This window comes from Pantoea sp. X-Soil-MYKO-1785, assembly GCF_059730675.1.
Map to the genome: position 1 here is coordinate 211585 of NZ_AP036000.1, position 19418 is coordinate 231002.

At 52.5% G+C, this 19418-nt stretch carries 11 protein-coding genes, 5 tRNA genes and 3 rRNA genes; 18 read left to right on the forward strand and 1 reads right to left on the reverse strand.

What is annotated here, in order from left to right; genetic code table 11:
- Positions 1-321: 321 nt before the first annotated feature.
- From AC6I8D_RS00965 to birA, 6 genes are all read left to right on the forward strand, one after another.
- A 16S ribosomal RNA gene (locus AC6I8D_RS00965) occupies positions 322-1863 on the forward strand.
- Between the two features lie 86 nt (positions 1864-1949).
- Positions 1950-2025: transfer RNA gene (locus AC6I8D_RS00970), tRNA-Glu, on the forward strand.
- Between the two features lie 213 nt (positions 2026-2238).
- A 23S ribosomal RNA gene (locus tag AC6I8D_RS00975) occupies positions 2239-5145 on the forward strand.
- Positions 5146-5354: 209 nt separating this feature from the next.
- Positions 5355-5470 (forward strand): 5S ribosomal RNA (gene rrf, locus AC6I8D_RS00980).
- Together the 16S, 23S and 5S rRNA genes with 1 tRNA gene alongside form the textbook arrangement of a ribosomal RNA operon.
- Before the next feature lie 149 nt (positions 5471-5619).
- The gene (murB, locus tag AC6I8D_RS00985; RefSeq protein WP_497819526.1) at positions 5620-6657 is read left to right on the forward strand and encodes a UDP-N-acetylmuramate dehydrogenase; all 1038 of its coding nucleotides are present in this window, start codon (positions 5620-5622) and stop codon (positions 6655-6657) included.
- Positions 6654-7613 carry a bifunctional biotin--[acetyl-CoA-carboxylase] ligase/biotin operon repressor BirA gene (gene birA / locus AC6I8D_RS00990; RefSeq protein ID WP_497819527.1) on the forward strand — a complete coding sequence of 320 codons (960 nt, stop codon included), beginning with the start codon at positions 6654-6656 and terminating at the stop codon, positions 7611-7613. The genes murB and birA overlap by 4 nt, the downstream gene beginning before the upstream one ends.
- 46 nt (positions 7614-7659) lie before the next feature.
- On the opposite strand, the gene coaA is transcribed toward birA, so the two are convergent.
- The gene (gene coaA / locus AC6I8D_RS00995) at positions 7660-8607 is read right to left on the reverse strand and encodes a type I pantothenate kinase (protein ID WP_312057673.1); all 948 of its coding nucleotides are present in this window, start codon (positions 8605-8607) and stop codon (positions 7660-7662) included.
- Positions 8608-9403: 796 nt separating this feature from the next.
- On the opposite strand from coaA, the gene AC6I8D_RS01000 reads away from it, so the two are divergent.
- From AC6I8D_RS01000 to rpoB, 12 genes are all read left to right on the forward strand, one after another.
- Positions 9404-9479: transfer RNA gene (locus tag AC6I8D_RS01000), tRNA-Thr, on the forward strand.
- A 7-nt stretch (positions 9480-9486) separates the two neighbouring features.
- Positions 9487-9571, forward strand: a tRNA-Tyr gene (locus tag AC6I8D_RS01005).
- A gap of 193 nt (positions 9572-9764) precedes the next feature.
- Positions 9765-9839 (forward strand) — tRNA-Gly (locus AC6I8D_RS01010).
- Positions 9840-9844: 5 nt separating this feature from the next.
- Positions 9845-9920: transfer RNA gene (locus AC6I8D_RS01015), tRNA-Thr, on the forward strand.
- Positions 9921-10029: 109 nt separating this feature from the next.
- Positions 10030-11214 (forward strand): elongation factor Tu, encoded by a 1185-nt coding sequence (gene tuf / locus AC6I8D_RS01020; RefSeq protein WP_176035909.1) that lies wholly within the window; start codon positions 10030-10032, stop codon positions 11212-11214.
- A gap of 229 nt (positions 11215-11443) precedes the next feature.
- On the forward strand, positions 11444-11827 hold the full coding sequence (secE, locus tag AC6I8D_RS01025) for a preprotein translocase subunit SecE (RefSeq protein WP_031376913.1): 384 nt from the start codon (positions 11444-11446) through the stop codon (positions 11825-11827).
- A 1-nt stretch (position 11828) separates the two neighbouring features.
- Complete coding sequence (nusG, locus tag AC6I8D_RS01030) at positions 11829-12374, forward strand: transcription termination/antitermination protein NusG (RefSeq protein WP_003848088.1); 546 nt, start codon at positions 11829-11831, stop codon at positions 12372-12374.
- Between the two features lie 147 nt (positions 12375-12521).
- A complete protein-coding gene (gene rplK, locus AC6I8D_RS01035; RefSeq protein ID WP_006121495.1) occupies positions 12522-12950 on the forward strand; it encodes a 50S ribosomal protein L11 in 429 nt (142 codons plus the stop codon).
- Between the two features lie 3 nt (positions 12951-12953).
- Complete coding sequence (gene rplA / locus AC6I8D_RS01040) at positions 12954-13658, forward strand: 50S ribosomal protein L1 (RefSeq protein WP_031376914.1); 705 nt, start codon at positions 12954-12956, stop codon at positions 13656-13658.
- A gap of 365 nt (positions 13659-14023) precedes the next feature.
- Entirely contained in the window at positions 14024-14521 is a 498-nt protein-coding gene (gene rplJ / locus AC6I8D_RS01045; protein ID WP_003848098.1) for a 50S ribosomal protein L10, read from the forward strand.
- 66 nt (positions 14522-14587) lie between these two features.
- A complete protein-coding gene (rplL, locus tag AC6I8D_RS01050; RefSeq protein ID WP_006121499.1) occupies positions 14588-14950 on the forward strand; it encodes a 50S ribosomal protein L7/L12 in 363 nt (120 codons plus the stop codon).
- Positions 14951-15279: 329 nt separating this feature from the next.
- The gene (rpoB, locus tag AC6I8D_RS01055) at positions 15280-19308 is read left to right on the forward strand and encodes a DNA-directed RNA polymerase subunit beta (protein WP_031376915.1); all 4029 of its coding nucleotides are present in this window, start codon (positions 15280-15282) and stop codon (positions 19306-19308) included.
- The last annotated feature ends 110 nt before the right edge of the window (positions 19309-19418 follow it).

Sequence of the window (19418 nt, forward strand, 5' to 3'; positions counted from 1 at the left end):
CGCCTCCATCGACACGGAACAACGGCTTAACGCCGCCGGGTTGAAAGGCACAGGAGACTGCGCCGCCGGAGAAAACTTCTGAAAAAGAAGTTGACTCTGAGGGAGGAAAGCGTAATATACGCCTCCTCGCGACAGACGGTTAACCCGCTGTTCGCACTGCTCTTTAACAATTTATCAGACAATCTGTGTGGGCACTCGCAGGATTGATATCAGCGTCTCCGGACGTAAAAAATATCAAGTCTCACGAGTGAACACATAATGAAATTCATTATGACGTTTTACAGATGAGCACCGCTTAACTTGTTTAAGCAAATCAAACTTAAATTGAAGAGTTTGATCATGGCTCAGATTGAACGCTGGCGGCAGGCCTAACACATGCAAGTCGGACGGTAGCACAGAGGAGCTTGCTCCTTGGGTGACGAGTGGCGGACGGGTGAGTAATGTCTGGGGATCTGCCCGATAGAGGGGGATAACCACTGGAAACGGTGGCTAATACCGCATAACGTCGCAAGACCAAAGAGGGGGACCTTCGGGCCTCTCACTATCGGATGAACCCAGATGGGATTAGCTAGTAGGCGGGGTAATGGCCCACCTAGGCGACGATCCCTAGCTGGTCTGAGAGGATGACCAGCCACACTGGAACTGAGACACGGTCCAGACTCCTACGGGAGGCAGCAGTGGGGAATATTGCACAATGGGCGCAAGCCTGATGCAGCCATGCCGCGTGTATGAAGAAGGCCTTCGGGTTGTAAAGTACTTTCAGCGGGGAGGAAGGCGATGCGGTTAATAACCGCGTCGATTGACGTTACCCGCAGAAGAAGCACCGGCTAACTCCGTGCCAGCAGCCGCGGTAATACGGAGGGTGCAAGCGTTAATCGGAATTACTGGGCGTAAAGCGCACGCAGGCGGTCTGTTAAGTCAGATGTGAAATCCCCGGGCTTAACCTGGGAACTGCATTTGAAACTGGCAGGCTTGAGTCTCGTAGAGGGGGGTAGAATTCCAGGTGTAGCGGTGAAATGCGTAGAGATCTGGAGGAATACCGGTGGCGAAGGCGGCCCCCTGGACGAAGACTGACGCTCAGGTGCGAAAGCGTGGGGAGCAAACAGGATTAGATACCCTGGTAGTCCACGCCGTAAACGATGTCGACTTGGAGGTTGTTCCCTTGAGGAGTGGCTTCCGGAGCTAACGCGTTAAGTCGACCGCCTGGGGAGTACGGCCGCAAGGTTAAAACTCAAATGAATTGACGGGGGCCCGCACAAGCGGTGGAGCATGTGGTTTAATTCGATGCAACGCGAAGAACCTTACCTACTCTTGACATCCAGCGAACTTGGCAGAGATGCCTTGGTGCCTTCGGGAACGCTGAGACAGGTGCTGCATGGCTGTCGTCAGCTCGTGTTGTGAAATGTTGGGTTAAGTCCCGCAACGAGCGCAACCCTTATCCTTTGTTGCCAGCGATTCGGTCGGGAACTCAAAGGAGACTGCCGGTGATAAACCGGAGGAAGGTGGGGATGACGTCAAGTCATCATGGCCCTTACGAGTAGGGCTACACACGTGCTACAATGGCGCATACAAAGAGAAGCGACCTCGCGAGAGCAAGCGGACCTCACAAAGTGCGTCGTAGTCCGGATCGGAGTCTGCAACTCGACTCCGTGAAGTCGGAATCGCTAGTAATCGTGGATCAGAATGCCACGGTGAATACGTTCCCGGGCCTTGTACACACCGCCCGTCACACCATGGGAGTGGGTTGCAAAAGAAGTAGGTAGCTTAACCTTCGGGAGGGCGCTTACCACTTTGTGATTCATGACTGGGGTGAAGTCGTAACAAGGTAACCGTAGGGGAACCTGCGGTTGGATCACCTCCTTACCTGAAGATACCTTCCCGCGAAGTGCTCACACAGATTGTCTGATAGAAAAGTAATGAGCAAAGCGTCTTGCGAAGCAGGCTTAAATGTCCCCTTCGTCTAGAGGCCCAGGACACCGCCCTTTCACGGCGGTAACAGGGGTTCGAATCCCCTAGGGGACGCCACTTGCTTGGTGACAGGTGAAAGGTGTTGCCCACATATCTTAAAGATGACTTACGAGTCATGTTTAAGATATTGCTCTTTAACAATCCGGAACAAGCTGAAAATTGAAACGACGCAGCGCGTTATTCCTCCGTAATAGGGAATAACAAGGCGATGCGTTCGAGTCTCTCAAATGCTTGCAGCACGCAGCGTTGAAAAACGCCTGTGGGTTGTGAGGTTAAGCGACTAAGCGTACACGGTGGATGCCCTGGCAGTCAGAGGCGATGAAGGACGTGCTAATCTGCGTAAAGCGACGGTAAGGTGATATGAACCGCTACAGCCGTCGATGTCCGAATGGGGAAACCCGGTGCACTCAGTGCATCATTGCAGCATGAATACATAGTGCTGCAAGGCGAACCGGGGGAACTGAAACATCTAAGTACCCCGAGGAAAAGAAATCAACCGAGATTCCCCCAGTAGCGGCGAGCGAACGGGGAGCAGCCCAGAGCCTGAATCAGCTTGTGTGTTAGTGGAAGCGTCTGGAAAGTCGCAGGGTACAGGGTGATACTCCCGTACACAAAAACACACAGGCTGTGAGCTCGATGAGTAAGGCGGGACACGTGGTATCCTGTCTGAATATGGGGGGACCATCCTCCAAGGCTAAATACTCCTGACTGACCGATAGTGAACCAGTACCGTGAGGGAAAGGCGAAAAGAACCCCGGCGAGGGGAGTGAAACAGAACCTGAAACCGTGTACGTACAAGCAGTGGGAGCCTTCTTTATGGGGGTGACTGCGTACCTTTTGTATAATGGGTCAGCGACTTATATTCTGTAGCAAGGTTAACCGTATAGGGGAGCCGCAGGGAAACCGAGTCTTAACTGGGCGTTAAGTTGCAGGGTATAGACCCGAAACCCGGTGATCTAGCCATGGGCAGGTTGAAGGTTGGGTAACACTAACTGGAGGACCGAACCGACTAATGTTGAAAAATTAGCGGATGACCTGTGGCTGGGGGTGAAAGGCCAATCAAACCGGGAGATAGCTGGTTCTCCCCGAAAGCTATTTAGGTAGCGCCTCGTGAACTCATCTTCGGGGGTAGAGCACTGTTTCGGCTAGGGGGCCATCCCGGCTTACCAACCCGATGCAAACTGCGAATACCGAAGAATGTTATCACGGGAGACACACGGCGGGTGCTAACGTCCGTCGTGAAGAGGGAAACAACCCAGACCGCCAGCTAAGGTCCCAAAGTCATGGTTAAGTGGGAAACGATGTGGGAAGGCACAGACAGCCAGGATGTTGGCTTAGAAGCAGCCATCATTTAAAGAAAGCGTAATAGCTCACTGGTCGAGTCGGCCTGCGCGGAAGATGTAACGGGGCTAAACCATGCACCGAAGCTGCGGCAGCGACACTTATGTGTTGTTGGGTAGGGGAGCGTTCTGTAAGCCGTCGAAGGTGGCCTGTGAGGGCTGCTGGAGGTATCAGAAGTGCGAATGCTGACATAAGTAACGATAAAGCGGGTGAAAAGCCCGCTCGCCGGAAGACCAAGGGTTCCTGTTCAACGTTAATCGGAGCAGGGTGAGTCGACCCCTAAGGCGAGGCCGAAAGGCGTAGTCGATGGGAAACAGGTTAATATTCCTGTACTTGGTGTTACTGCGAAGGGGGGACGGAGAAGGCTATATCAGCCGGGCGACGGTTGTCCCGGTTTAAGCGTGTAGGTGTGTGTTCCAGGCAAATCCGGTTCACTTTACACTGAGGCGTGACGACGAGGCACTACGGTGCTGAAGTGATAAATGCCCTGCTTCCAGGAAAAGCCTCTAAGCATCAGGTAACACAAAATCGTACCCCAAACCGACACAGGTGGTCAGGTAGAGAATACCAAGGCGCTTGAGAGAACTCGGGTGAAGGAACTAGGCAAAATGGTGCCGTAACTTCGGGAGAAGGCACGCTGGCGCGTAGGTGGAGGGACCTGCTCCCCGAGCCGAAGCCAGTCGAAGATACCAGCTGGCTGCAACTGTTTATTAAAAACACAGCACTGTGCAAACACGAAAGTGGACGTATACGGTGTGACGCCTGCCCGGTGCCGGAAGGTTAATTGATGGGGTTATCCGTAAGGAGAAGCTCTTGATCGAAGCCCCGGTAAACGGCGGCCGTAACTATAACGGTCCTAAGGTAGCGAAATTCCTTGTCGGGTAAGTTCCGACCTGCACGAATGGCGTAATGATGGCCAGGCTGTCTCCACCCGAGACTCAGTGAAATTGAACTCGCTGTGAAGATGCAGTGTACCCGCGGCAAGACGGAAAGACCCCGTGAACCTTTACTACAGCTTGACACTGAACATTGAGCCTTGATGTGTAGGATAGGTGGGAGGCTTTGAAGCGCGGACGCCAGTCCGCGTGGAGCCAACCTTGAAATACCACCCTTTAATGTTTGATGTTCTAACGTGGCCCCGTGATCCGGGGTGCGGACAGTGTCTGGTGGGTAGTTTGACTGGGGCGGTCTCCTCCTAAAGCGTAACGGAGGAGCACGAAGGTCAGCTAATCACGGTCGGACATCGTGAGGTTAGTGCAATGGCATAAGCTGGCTTGACTGCGAGAGTGACGGCTCGAGCAGGTGCGAAAGCAGGTCATAGTGATCCGGTGGTTCTGAATGGAAGGGCCATCGCTCAACGGATAAAAGGTACTCCGGGGATAACAGGCTGATACCGCCCAAGAGTTCATATCGACGGCGGTGTTTGGCACCTCGATGTCGGCTCATCACATCCTGGGGCTGAAGTAGGTCCCAAGGGTACGGCTGTTCGCCGTTTAAAGTGGTACGCGAGCTGGGTTTAGAACGTCGTGAGACAGTTCGGTCCCTATCTGCCGTGGGCGCTGGAGAATTGAGGGGGGTTGCTCCTAGTACGAGAGGACCGGAGTGAACGCACCACTGGTGTTCGGGTTGTCATGCCAATGGCATTGCCCGGTAGCTAAGTGCGGAAAAGATAAGTGCTGAAAGCATCTAAGCACGAAACTTGCCCCGAGATGAGTTCTCCCTGACCCTTTAAGGGTCCTGAAGGGACGTTGAAGACGACGACGTTGATAGGCCGGATGTGTAAGCGCAGCGATGCGTTGAGCTAACCGGTACTAATGACCCGTGAGGCTTAACCTTACAACGCCAGAGGCGTTTTTGAGAGACAGATTTTCAGCTTGTGACGGATAAAGTTGTGTCCCGCGGATTCAGGTCCGCAGGATTCTGCGCTGAGGCAAGGCGGCAACCGAGCGATACGAAGGAGCATACTGACGTATGTGACGGAGTAGCGCGAGGGCGGCCAACGCAGCATCAGCACAGAAGACACAGGACAGAGCACAAAGAATTTGCCTGGCGGCTGTAGCGCGGTGGTCCCACCTGACCCCATGCCGAACTCAGAAGTGAAACGCCGTAGCGCCGATGGTAGTGTGGGGTCTCCCCATGCGAGAGTAGGGAACTGCCAGGCATCAAACAAGTGAAGAAGCCCCGCACGGAAGTGCGGGGTTTTTTTACGTCTGCAGATCGCTGAAATTTTTGCTGAGATCCTGAAATTCCCCCTGCAACACCCGTCTGATACGGTAAACTACGGCCAGATTAATCAGTTAAGGCCGTCAAATGTCCAGCCAACACCCCTCATTAAAAGCCGACAATACGCTTGGGCTTGCCATTCATACCCAACAACGCATTGTGGCGGAAACGCCAGCTGCTATCCTGGCTGCCTGGCAAGCAAGCCAGCATCAACAAACGCCGTTTATGGTGTTAGGTGAGGGCAGCAACGTACTGTTCCTGGAAGATTTCGCCGGCACGGTGGTACTTAATCGTATTAAAGGCATCGGGATCCGGGATGAGTACGATTACTGGAAACTGCACGTTGGAGCGGGTGAGAACTGGCATCAACTGGTGAAAAGCACGCTGGAAAAGGGCATTACCGGCCTGGAAAACCTGGCATTAATTCCCGGTATGGTCGGTTCAGCGCCGATCCAGAATATCGGTGCCTATGGCGTTGAATTAAAAGACGTATGTGATTATGTCGATGTACTCAATTTGCACACCGGTCAGACGGAAAGACTCGATCGTGAAGCCTGTGAATTCGGCTATCGCGACAGTATATTTAAACATCGTTACCAGTCTGGCTATGTGATTGTAGCGGTGGGGATGATTCTGCCCAAAAAGTGGCGACCGATTTTGACCTACGGCGATCTAAAAACGCTTAATCCCGTCACTGCAAATGCCTGGGATGTTTATCATGCGGTTTGTGAGATGCGTCAGAGCAAGTTACCCGACCCCAAAATCACCGGTAATGTGGGCAGCTTTTTCAAAAACCCGATCATCAGCCAGGCGCAGGCCAGCCTGCTGCTGGCTCGCTTTCCGTCAATGCCAAATTATCCACTGGCAAGCGGCGAAACCAAACTGGCGGCAGGGTGGCTTATTGACCAATGCGCGCTAAAGGGCTTTCGTATGGGCGGTGCAGCTGTGCATCAGCAGCAGGCCCTGGTGTTGATCAATGCTGATGATGCGACCCCTGACGACATTGTGGCGCTGGCCCGAACCGTACGCGCCCGGGTGGGTGAAAAATTTGATGTCTGGCTTGAGCCTGAAGTCCGGTTTATTCAGGCTCAGGGTGAATGCAATGCTGTCGAGGTGATCGCATGAAGGACCATAATGTCCCCCTGAAGCTGGTCGATATTTTATCTGATGGCGAGTTTCATTCTGGCGAGCAGTTAGGCGAAACATTGGGTATGAGCCGGGCAGCCATCAATAAGCACATTCAGACGCTAAAAAGCTGGGGCCTCGACGTTTATACCGTGACCGGAAAAGGCTACAGCCTGTCCGCGCCCATTCAGTTGCTGGATGAACAGGCGATTCTGTCACGGGTTAAGCAGGGCAATGTTTCAGTCATTCCGGTTATTGATTCGACTAATCAGTACTTGCTGGAGCGGATGCATGAATTGCAATCTGGCGCTGCCTGTATTGCTGAGTACCAGCAGGCCGGCCGGGGACGTCGTGGTCGTCAATGGTTCTCACCGTTTGGCGCCAATCTCTATATGTCGATGTACTGGCGTCTGGATCAGGGTCCTGCAGCGGCTATGGGACTTAGCCTGGTAATCGGTATCATCATGGCTGAAACACTTCACGCGCTAGGCGCTAACGATGTGCGGGTAAAATGGCCCAACGATATTTACCTGAACGATCGCAAACTGGCGGGTATCCTGGTTGAACTTACCGGTAAAACCGGTGATGCTGCGCATATTGTGATGGGAGCCGGAATTAACCTGGCGATGCGTTCAGCGGATGCGTTACAGATCAATCAGGGCTGGATCAACCTGCAGGAAGCAGGCGTAACGGTTAACCGTAATGAACTGGCCGCCAGCCTGATTAACAGCCTGCGTGACGCACTGCCGGTGTTTGAGCAGGAAGGTTTAGCGCCGTTTGTTACACGCTGGGCTGCACTTGATAATTTTATTAATCGACCGGTTAAGCTGCTTATTGGCGAACGTGAGGTGTATGGCATTGCCCGGGGAGTGGATAGCCAGGGCGGGCTATTATTAGAGCAGGATGGCGAAATAAAGTCGTGGGTTGGCGGAGAAATATCACTTCGGCCAGTCTGAATATAAAAAGGCCTGTATTCATGCAGGCCTTTTTAATTGATGCCGTTTATTTACGCAGCCGGACCTTATCGACCGCATGATTACCACTCTTGGTCATAATCAGGCTGGCTCTTTCGCGAGTTGGCAGAATGTTTTCCTGTAAATTCAGCCAGTTAATCTCTTTCCACAGGTTGCCTGCTATTTCAATCGCTTCCGCTTCAGAGAGCTGAGCGTAATGATGGAAATAAGAGTCAGGATTGGTAAACGCGCCCTGGCGGAATTTCAGGAAGCGGTTGATATACCAACGCTGCAACAAATCTTCTGCCGCATCGACATAAATAGAGAAATCGACAAAGTCGGAAACGAATACATGGTGAGGATCGTGCGGATAATCCATCCCACTCTGTAATACGTTAAGCCCTTCCAGAATCAGGATATCAGGTTGCTGAATGACCTTGTCGCCGTCCGGGATGACATCGTAAATCAGGTGCGAATAAACCGGTGCGGTCACCTGACTGGCACCCGACTTGAGATCGGAAACAAACTTCACCAGCCGGTGCATATCATAAGACTGCGGGAAGCCTTTTTTCTTCATCAGGCCCCGTTCTTTCAGCACGGCATTGGGATGAAGAAAACCATCCGTAGTGATCAGTTCAACTTTACGATGCTCAGGCCAGCGGCTCAGCAGCGCCTGTAATACGCGCGCAGTGGTGCTTTTTCCCACCGCAACGCTGCCGGCGATGCTGATAATGTAGGGGATCTTTTGCCCGTTAGTGCCGAGGAACTGCTCCAGCACCGCCTGACGACGTACGTTCGAGCTGATGTAAAAATTAAGCAGACGCGAAAGCGGCAGATAAATCTCTGCGACTTCTTCCAGCGAGAGGTCTTCATTGATCCCCTCCAGCTGGGCGATCTCCTCTTCTGACAGCGTCATGGGGACGGAATCGCGTAATGCAGCCCATTGTTCACGAGTGAACTGCAAATAAGGCGTCGTCAAGGGTGTCGTTTTATCCATAAGCATGCATCTGACCGCAAATTCGTTACTTTCAGGAGATTGTCACCCGAAGCGGGTAAGACAACATGGTAAATATGAATCGCGGAACACGAGTTTATCATTGAGAACAATGGGCTGGAGGGTATCACCAGTAAGGCTTTTAACAGAAGTAAAAAGATAAATGTGCGCTCGCTTTCGTCGGCAGGCCCACAAACTCGCGTCGGCTAGCCCACATAATAGTGTAATCCCGTTAAAGGCTGACCCGCATTACGTCATGACCTTGCACTGTGCTATCGCTTCTCACGCTGAGTATAGCGCGACAAGGCTGATTCGCCCGACGATGCCGGTAAACCCATCAGTGGCCACATTGATGTGCCCGTCTGGCCAGACGGGGTATAGAGAGACGGTGGCGGGCTTTAACGCGACAGAAAAGGGCAATGTGTTGCCGGTGAGCGCATAGAGGACGCAATCAGATTGGCAGGGAGTGACTGACGAGAAGAGAGCTGGGTGCGCCCGAATTATCTGTCGAATGAGTCAATGGGGCCAGGGGGGAATAAAAAAGCAGCACTTAAGCCGGCTGCAGCAAAATAAATTTATCGCTGCAGCGGGCTAATCGGCAAGAAAGGTGAGTCTGTTAGCCCGGCTGAGACGTTCGCAGATTGGTTGATATACGGTAAAGCGCCAGCGAATTGCACAATAAATCTGCATAAAAACGCTAAATTGCGAGTATTTGCACAAATAGTAAGCGATAGAGAAAATTAAGCGATTTTTTTGTTGCATCCTGAAGCCGACCTTCCTAGAATGCGCGTCACTTGATGCCGGCTTAGCTCAGTTGGTAGAGCAACTGACTTGTAATCAGTAGGTCACCAGTTCGATTCCGGTAGCCGGCACCATCAAGTAGGTGGGATTCCCGAGCGGCCAAAGGGAGCAGACTGTAAATCTGCCGTCACAGACTTCGAAGGTTCGAATCCTTCTCCCACCACCATCTCAACCTCGCGGTTGAGACCAGATAAACAACCTGTTTATCTGTCAGGTGAGTCACTTCTTCTCACCCTGAATTCAGGCTGGGCATTAGCGCAGTCAAAGTCGGTCAGCTTCGCTGACAGGCTGTGAATAATAGGGGAACATCCTCTGTTACTCACAAGCTACAGAAAGAACAGGTAGCCGAGTTCCAGGATGCGGGCATCGTATAATGGCTATTACCTCAGCCTTCCAAGCTGATGATGCGGGTTCGATTCCCGCTGCCCGCTCCAGATGTGCTGATATGGCTCAGTTGGTAGAGCGCACCCTTGGTAAGGGTGAGGTCCCCAGTTCGACTCTGGGTATCAGCACCACTTCCTTTATCTCCCTCCTGATTTTCTCTCTGTAACTTCCTTGCAGTCAGGCATTGCCTGGTTAATGTGATGATATCTTTGATATATCCGTGTCTTAGAGGGACAAGCGATGGCTAAAGAGCAATTTCAACGTAATAAACTGCACGTAAACGTGGGCACCATCGGTCACGTTGACCACGGTAAAACCACCCTGACTGCAGCTATCACCACCGTTCTGGCAAAAACTAACGGCGGCCAGGCGCGTGCATTCGATCAGATCGACAGCACCCCTGAAGAAAAAGCGCGTGGTATCACCATCAACACCGCACACGTTGAGTATGAGACGGCTTCTCGTCACTACGCTCACGTTGATTGCCCAGGCCACGCCGACTATGTGAAAAACATGATCACCGGTGCTGCGCAGATGGACGGCGCGATCCTGGTTGTTGCTGCGACTGATGGCCCAATGCCACAGACCCGTGAGCACATCCTGCTGGGTCGTCAGGTTGGCGTTCCTTACATCATCGTGTTCCTGAACAAGTGTGACATGGTTGATGATGAAGAGCTGCTGGAGCTGGTTGAGATGGAAGTCCGTGACCTGCTGTCACAGTACGATTTCCCAGGCGACGACACTCCAATCGTTCGTGGTTCTGCGCTGAAAGCGCTGGAAGGCGAGCCAGAGTGGGAAGCGAAGATTGTTGAACTGGCTGAACACCTGGATAACTACATCCCGGATCCAGTCCGTGCGATCGACATGCCGTTCCTGCTGCCAATCGAAGACGTATTCTCAATCTCTGGCCGTGGTACTGTTGTTACCGGTCGTGTTGAGCGCGGCATCGTTAAAGTCGGCGACGAAGTTGAAATCGTGGGTATCAAAGATACTGCGAAATCAACCTGTACCGGTGTTGAGATGTTCCGTAAGCTGCTGGACCAGGGTCAGGCAGGCGAAAACTGTGGTGTTCTGCTGCGCGGTATCAAGCGTGAAGACATCCAGCGTGGTCAGGTTCTGGCTAAGCCAGGCACCATCAAGCCACACACCCAGTTCGAGTCAGAAGTTTACGTTCTGTCTAAAGACGAAGGCGGCCGTCATACTCCGTTCTTCAAAGGCTACCGTCCTCAGTTCTACTTCCGTACTACTGACGTAACGGGCTCAGTTGAGCTGCCAGAAGGCGTTGAGATGGTAATGCCAGGCGACAACATCAAAATGGTTGTTACCCTGATCCACCCAATCGCAATGGACGAAGGTCTGCGCTTCGCAATCCGCGAAGGCGGCCGTACCGTTGGTGCGGGTGTTGTTGCTAAAGTTATCGCTTAATTATCGATAACGTTTGACGCAATGCACACGAAAAGGGCATCATTTGATGCCCTTTTTGCACGCTGCTTCATAGAACCTGGCTCATCAGTGATTTTCGATCATAATCATTGCTGAGACAGGCTCTGTTATGCGGCGTAGGATACCGAGTTACGCCCCAAAAGCTCATTCGGTTTGGATGCCTCGCACTGCGGGGCAGAATAGTTTCTGAATTATTGTGGCAGGTTGGTTTATGAGTGCGAATACCGAAGCTCAAGGGAGCGGGCGCGGCCTGGAAGCGGTAAAGTGGGTAGTAGTCGTGTTACTGCTGCTCGCCGCGATCGTAGGTAACTACCTCTATCGTGATGTGACACTGCCTCTGCGTGCGTTAGCTGTAGTAGTGCTGATTGCAGCGGCTGGCGGCATTGCGCTTTTAACGACCAAAGGCAAAGCGACCGTGGCTTTTGCTCGTGAAGCAAGAACCGAAATGCGTAAGGTTATCTGGCCAACCCGCCAGGAAACGCTGCACACCACGTTAATCGTTGCCGCGGTTACCGCCGTGATGTCACTGATTTTGTGGGGGCTGGATGGTATTCTGGTCCGTCTGGTATCGTTTATCACTGGCCTGAGGTTCTGAGATGTCTGAAGCTCCAAAGAAACGCTGGTACGTCGTACAGGCGTTTTCCGGTTTTGAAGGCCGCGTAGCACAGTCGCTGCGCGAGCACATCAAATTGCACAACATGGAAGAGCTGTTTGGCGACGTCATGGTTCCGACTGAAGAAGTCGTTGAGATTCGTGGCGGCCAGCGTCGTAAGAGCGAGCGCAAGTTTTTCCCGGGTTATGTCCTGGTCCAGATGGTCATGAATGACGCAAGCTGGCACCTGGTCCGCAGCGTTCCGCGCGTGATGGGTTTCATCGGCGGCACCTCTGACCGTCCAGCGCCTATCAGCGACAAAGAAGTCGACGCGATCATGAACCGTCTGCAGCAGGTTGGCGATAAGCCACGGCCGAAAACGCTGTTCGAGCCAGGTGAAATGGTTCGCGTTAATGACGGTCCGTTTGCTGACTTTAATGGCGTGGTTGAAGATGTGGATTACGAGAAGAGTCGTCTGACTGTCTCCGTTTCCATCTTTGGACGTGCAACACCGGTTGAACTCGACTTCGGTCAGGTGGAGAAAGGTTAACCTCTTTCCGCTCACAATTTAGCTGTTGCAGCAGGCGCGAAATTTAACTACAATTTCGCGCCTTTTGTTTTTATGCGCTGGCAACAGCGTGTGAATCGTTATCACGGGGAGCCTTTTCAGGCGCTATAACCCAATTGAGGAAATATCATGGCTAAGAAAGTCCAAGCCTACGTCAAGCTGCAGGTTGCAGCTGGTATGGCGAACCCAAGTCCACCGGTTGGTCCAGCACTGGGTCAGCAGGGTGTTAACATCATGGAATTCTGTAAAGCGTTCAACGCGAAGACCGAATCTCTGGAAAAAGGTCTGCCGACACCTGTTGTTATCACTGTATACAGCGACCGTTCTTTTACCTTCATTACCAAAACGCCTCCGGCTGCCGTACTGCTGAAAAAAGCAGCGGGCATCAAGTCTGGTTCTGGTAAGCCGAACAAAGATAAAGTCGGTAAAGTGACTCGTGCTCAGGTACGTGAAATCGCAGAAACTAAAGCTGCGGACATGACTGGTTCTGACGTTGAAGCGATGACTCGCTCCATCGAAGGTACTGCTCGTTCCATGGGCCTGGTAGTAGAGGACTAAGAAATGGCTAAGCTGACCAAGCGCATGACCGTAATTCGCGACAAAGTTGACGCGACCAAGCAGTACGACATTGCTGAAGCGATCGCTCTGCTGAAAGAACTGGCTACCGCTAAGTTCGTAGAAAGCGTTGACGTTGCTGTAAACCTCGGCATCGATGCTCGTAAATCTGATCAGAACGTGCGCGGCGCGACCGTTCTGCCACACGGTACTGGTCGTTCAGTACGTGTTGCTGTCTTCGCCCAGGGCGCCAACGCTGAAGCTGCTAAAGCAGCAGGCGCTGAGCTGGTAGGTATGGAAGACCTGGCCGATCAGATCAAGAAAGGCGAAATGAACTTTGACGTTGTTATTGCTTCTCCGGATGCAATGCGCGTTGTTGGCCAACTGGGCCAGGTTCTGGGTCCACGTGGCCTGATGCCAAACCCGAAAGTCGGTACTGTAACCCCTAACGTTGCTGAAGCAGTTAAGAATGCTAAAGCGGGTCAGGTTCGTTATCGTAACGACAAAAACGGCATCATCCACACTACCATCGGTAAAGTGGACTTCGACGCTGACAAACTGAAAGAAAACCTGGAGTCTCTGCTGGTTGCGCTGAAAAAAGCCAAACCATCTCAGGCGAAAGGCGTGTACATCAAGAAAGTTAGCCTTTCAACCACCATGGGCGCCGGCGTTGCCGTTGACCAGGCTGGTCTGAACGCAACAGCAAACTAATTGCTGCTTGAAACGGGCGAAAAATTCACCTAGAATCTTACGCCCGTTGTTCTGTTAATAACAGAACCGATACCAGAGAGTCAGAACCGGTCGCTGCGTTTATCGCCTTCCCGCTTTGAACCCTGCTGCATCAAACAGAATTTAGGTTGGAGCCAGGCCTTATCCTGGCCTCCGTCCAAGACCGCAGGAGCAGCTTATCTTCGGATATTCCGCTTAATTCCCTGCGTAGACGGTGACAGAACCAAAAGAATTTTTTCTTAGCTGGATTCTGCTCACCGTGTTCGAGCGCTTATTTCCCTTCGGGTGAGTAAGTGAAGTGAGTTCCGGGGAAATCCTTCCCCGGTCAAATCCAGGAGCAAAAGCTAATGGCATTAAATCTTCAAGACAAACAAGCGATTGTTGCTGAAGTCAGCGAAGTAGCCAAAGGCGCGCTTTCAGCGGTTGTTGCGGATTCCCGTGGCGTTACCGTTGATAAAATGACTGAACTGCGTAAAGCAGGTCGTGAAGCTGGCGTTTACATGCGTGTTGTTCGTAACACCCTGCTGCGCCGCGTCGTTGAAGGTACTCAGTTCGAGTGCCTGAAAGACACGTTTGTTGGTCCGACCCTGATTGCATATTCTATGGAACACCCGGGCGCTGCTGCTCGTCTGTTCAAAGATTTCGCGAAAGCGAATGCAAAATTTGAGGTCAAAGCTGCAGCCTTTGAAGGTGAGCTGATCACGGCGGCTAATATTGACCGTCTGGCAACTCTGCCGACCTACGAAGAAGCACTGGCACGTCTGATGTCGACCATGAAAGAAGCCGCTGCTGGCAAACTGGTCCGCACTCTGGCTGCTGTACGCGATGCAAAAGAAGCGGCTTAAGGCCAGATTCTTTTTCTTCGTACTTGCTAACGTATAAACTTTTTCTGATTCTTAGGAACAATTGTCATGTCTATCACTAAAGACCAAATTCTGGAAGCTGTTGCAGCTATGTCCGTAATGGAAGTAGTTGAGCTGGTTTCTGCTATGGAAGAAAAATTCGGCGTTTCTGCTGCTGCCGCTGTAGCTGTTGCTGCTGGCCCAGCTGAAGCTGTTGAAGAAAAAACTGAATTCGACGTTATCCTGAAAGCTGTTGGCGCGAACAAAGTAGCAGTAATCAAAGCCGTACGTACTGCAACTGGTCTGGGCCTGAAAGAAGCCAAAGATCTGGTTGAAGCAACTGGCGTAATCAAAGAAGGCATCAGCAAAGATGACGCAGCTGCACTTGAAGCTGCTCTGAAAGAAGCTGGCGCTGAAGTTGAAGTTAAGTAAGACAACCTTCGGGTTGCAGTCTGAGTAGTTTCAGGCTGATGGCTGGTGACTTTTTGGTCACCAGCCTTTTTGCGCTCCAGGGCCTCAATGGGGTTTCACACTGTTTGTCCATTGTTGCTCTTCAATATCTTTCTCTATCGACGACTTAATATACCGCTTTCCTGTGCGGGTTCCCTGCCCTCGCAACAGCGATGAAATGATTTAAGCGTGATAGAAAGAGGTATTGCACTGCTGCCGCGCAGCCAGTGAATCAAACAAAATCGTGTTGCATGAACTGTCCTGTCAGGACGGACAGCGTGGGTCGACTTGTCAGCTAGCTGAGGAACCCTATGGTTTACTCCTATACCGAGAAAAAACGTATTCGTAAGGATTTTGGTAAACGTCCACAAGTTCTGGACATACCTTATCTCCTTTCCATCCAGCTTGACTCGTTCCAGAAGTTTATCGAGCAAGATCCAGAAGGTCAGTACGGACTGGAAGCTGCATTCCGTTCCGTCTTCCCTATCGCGAGCTACAGCGGCAACTCTGAGTTGCAGTATGTGAGCTATCGCTTAGGTGAACCTGTCTTTGACGTGAAAGAGTGTCAGATCCGTGGCGTGACCTATTCGGCACCGCTGCGCGTGAAACTGCGTCTGGTGATCTATGAGCGCGAAGCGCCAGAAGGCACCGTAAAAGACATTAAAGAGCAAGAAGTCTACATGGGCGAAATTCCGCTCATGACCGACAACGGTACTTTTGTTATCAATGGTACCGAGCGCGTTATCGTTTCTCAGCTGCACCGTAGTCCTGGCGTGTTCTTTGACAGCGATAAGGGTAAAACCCACTCTTCGGGTAAAGTGCTGTATAACGCACGTATCATCCCTTACCGTGGTTCATGGCTCGACTTTGAGTTTGACCCGAAAGATAACCTGTTCGTCCGTATTGACCGTCGTCGTAAGCTGCCGGCCAGTATCATCCTGCGCGCACTGCATTACACCACCGCTGAAATCCTCGATATCTTCTTCGAGAAAGTGGTGTTTGAAATCCGTGACAACAAGCTGCAGATGGAACTGGTGCCTGAGCGCCTGCGCGGTGAAACCGCGACCTTCGATATCGAAGCTAACGGCACCGTCTACGTCGAAAAAGCACGCCGTATTACTGCGCGCCATATCCGTCAGCTGGAAAAAGATGGCATTCAGCACATCGAAGTCCCGGTTGAATATATCGCGGGCAAAGTGGTCTCTAAAGATTATATCGATGAGAGCACCGGTGAGCTGATCATTGCTGCCAACATGGAGCTGTCGCTGGATCTGCTGGCTAAGCTGAGCCAGGCGGGTCACAAGCGCATCGAAACGCTGTTCACCAACGATCTGGACCACGGTCCTTATATCTCCGAGACCCTGCGTGTCGACCCAACCAGCGATCGCCTGAGCGCCCTGGTTGAGATCTACCGCATGATGCGTCCTGGTGAGCCGCCAACGCGTGAAGCTGCAGAGAACCTGTTTGAGAACCTGTTCTTCTCTGAAGATCGTTACGATCTCTCTGCGGTTGGCCGCATGAAGTTCAACCGTTCATTGCTGCGTGATGAAATCGAAGGTTCAGGCATCCTGAGCAAAGAAGACATCATTGAAGTGATGAAGAAGCTGATCGACATCCGTAACGGTAAAGGCGAAGTGGACGATATCGACCACCTCGGTAACCGTCGTATTCGTTCAGTGGGTGAGATGGCTGAGAACCAGTTCCGTGTCGGTCTGGTACGTGTTGAGCGTGCGGTTAAAGAGCGTCTGTCACTGGGCGACCTCGATACCCTGATGCCACAGGACATGATCAACGCCAAGCCAATTTCGGCGGCGGTGAAAGAGTTCTTTGGTTCAAGCCAGCTGTCTCAGTTTATGGATCAGAACAACCCGCTGTCAGAGATTACGCACAAACGTCGTATCTCTGCTCTCGGCCCAGGTGGTCTGACCCGTGAGCGCGCCGGCTTCGAAGTGCGTGACGTACACCCAACGCACTACGGTCGTGTCTGCCCAATCGAAACCCCTGAAGGTCCGAACATCGGCCTGATCAACTCCTTGTCTGTCTATGCGCAGACCAACGAGTACGGTTTCCTTGAAACACCTTATCGTCGCGTTATCGACGGTTTAGTGTCTGATGAGATTCACTACCTCTCCGCTATCGAAGAGGGTAACTACGTTATCGCTCAGGCGAACGCCTCTCTGGATGATAACGGTGCGTTTGTTGATGATCTGGTCACCTGCCGTAGCAAAGGCGAGTCGAGCCTGTTCAGTCGCGATCAGGTTGACTACATGGACGTTTCCACCCAACAGGTGGTTTCTGTCGGTGCATCACTGATCCCGTTCCTGGAACACGATGACGCCAACCGCGCCCTGATGGGTGCGAACATGCAACGTCAGGCCGTTCCGACTCTGCGTGCTGATAAGCCGCTGGTGGGTACCGGTATGGAGCGCGCGGTTGCGGTTGACTCCGGTGTAACCGCCGTCGCGAAACGTGGTGGTACCGTGCAGTACGTTGATGCATCCCGTATCGTTATCAAAGTTAACGAAGACGAAATGCACGCTGGCGAAGCCGGTATCGACATTTACAACCTGACCAAATATACCCGTTCTAACCAGAACACCTGCATCAACCAGATGCCATGTGTTTCTCTGGGTGAGCCGGTTGAGCGCGGCGACGTGCTGGCAGATGGCCCGTCCACCGACCTCGGTGAACTGGCGCTGGGCCAGAACATGCGCGTAGCGTTCATGCCGTGGAACGGCTACAACTTCGAAGACTCCATCCTGGTCTCCGAGCGTGTGGTTCAGGAAGATCGCTTCACCACTATTCACATCCAGGAACTCGCCTGTGTGTCGCGTGACACCAAGCTGGGGCCAGAAGAGATCACTGCGGATATCCCGAACGTGGGTGAAGCAGCGCTGTCTAAACTGGATGAATCCGGCATCGTCTATATCGGTGCTGAAGTGACCGGTGGCGACATTCTGGTGGGCAAGGTTACGCCGAAAGGTGAAACCCAGCTGACGCCGGAGGAAAAACTGCTGCGCGCTATCTTCGGTGAAAAAGCCTCTGACGTGAAAGATTCGTCACTGCGCGTACCGAATGGCGTGTCAGGCACCGTGATCGACGTTCAGGTCTTTACCCGCGATGGCGTGGAAAAAGACAAACGTGCACTTGAAATCGAAGAGATGCAGCTGAAGCAGGCCAAGAAAGACCTGTCTGAAGAACTGCAGATTCTGGAAGCGGGTCTGTTCAGCCGTATCCAGAGCGTGCTGATTTCGGGTGGCGTTGAAGCAGACAAACTGGACAAGCTGCCGCGTGAGCGCTGGCTGGAACTGGGTCTGACTGACGAAGCCAAGCAAAACCAGCTGGAGCAGCTGGCAGAGCAGTACGACGAACTGAAACACGAGTTTGAGAAGAAGCTCGAAGGTAAGCGTCGTAAGATCACCCAGGGCGATGATCTGGCACCAGGCGTGCTGAAAATCGTTAAGGTTTATCTGGCGGTTAAGCGTCAGATTCAACCGGGTGACAAAATGGCGGGTCGTCACGGTAACAAAGGTGTTATCTCCAAGATCAACCCGATCGAAGATATGCCTTACGATGAACACGGCACGCCGGTTGACATCGTACTGAACCCGCTGGGCGTACCGTCACGTATGAACATCGGTCAGATCCTCGAAACCCACCTGGGTATGGCAGCGAAAGGCATCGGCGAGAAAATCAACGCCATGCTGAAGAAGCAGGAAGAAGTCGCGAAACTGCGCGAATTCATCCAGCGCGCTTACGACCTGGGTACCGACGTACGTCAGAAAGTTGATCTGAATACGTTCACCGACGACGAAGTTCTGCGTCTGGCTGAGAACCTGAAAAAAGGTATGCCAATCGCCACTCCGGTGTTTGACGGCGCGAAAGAGAGCGAAATCAAAGAGCTGTTACAGCTCGGCGGCCTGCCTTCTTCTGGTCAGATTACCCTGTTTGACGGCCGTACCGGTGAGCAGTTCGAACGTCAGGTAACCGTTGGCTACATGTACATGCTGAAACTCAACCACCTGGTTGATGACAAGATGCATGCGCGTTCAACCGGTTCCTACAGCCTGGTTACTCAGCAGCCGCTGGGTGGTAAGGCGCAGTTCGGTGGTCAGCGCTTCGGTGAGATGGAAGTGTGGGCGCTGGAAGCATACGGCGCCGCGTATACCCTGCAGGAAATGCTTACCGTTAAGTCTGATGACGTCAACGGCCGTACCAAGATGTATAAAAACATCGTTGACGGCAACCATCAGATGGAACCGGGCATGCCAGAATCCTTCAACGTACTGTTGAAAGAGATTCGCTCGCTGGGTATCAACATCGAGCTGGAAGACGAGTAACCCCCACTTCAGGCTGGCGGGTAACCCCGCCGCCTGAAAGCGCAGGGTTTAAGCGCTCGCAATTGTACTGGTTATGGGGCGTTCAATTTCGGTTGGACGCCCCTGAGTCT